Origin of the sequence: Chitinibacter sp. ZOR0017 (assembly GCF_000799095.1) — a bacterium.
GTDB lineage: Bacteria > Pseudomonadota > Gammaproteobacteria > Burkholderiales > Chitinibacteraceae > Chitinibacter > Chitinibacter tainanensis.
This window is the reverse complement of the sequence record NZ_JTLG01000045.1, coordinates 259,401-259,793: the sequence shown is the minus strand read 5'-3', so window position 1 is coordinate 259,793 and position 393 is coordinate 259,401. Positions and strand designations below refer to the sequence as shown.

At 35.6% G+C, this 393-nt stretch carries 1 protein-coding gene; it reads right to left on the bottom strand.

What is annotated here, in order from left to right:
* Nucleotides 1-7: 7 nt before the first annotated feature.
* Nucleotides 8-393 (bottom strand): hypothetical protein (locus L991_RS17545; protein ID WP_197053917.1); only part of this gene is annotated, 386 nt, incomplete at its 5' end.

Genomic DNA, 393 nt, shown 5'->3' with positions numbered 1-393 from the left:
CGGCATGCTATTTCTCCTGTAAATTACCAATGGTTTCTATTATATAAAGGTGCAAACTTCTGAAATCTTTCAAGTGTCGGAATTCAAACCTATAAAAACCTTGCAAATCCCTTGAGATAGAAAAGCCGGCGGTACATTGTGTTTCTGGATTGTTATGAAAATTACAAAAAATCAAAGGCCAAGATGCAAATCCATTCGGCGGGTATTTATTATCGTCAATAGTAAAAGCTCGCTCCGCAATTGTTCCTTTTCGCCCATCGTCCAATGAATATTCGTAGTAATATTCCTCAAGTCCCAGGTTTTTATTGAATTTCGCTACGGAACCAGGCTTCGACAAAAAATCTTTATTTATTCTATTTTTTTTATGTGTTCTATCTTTATAAACATCTCCAG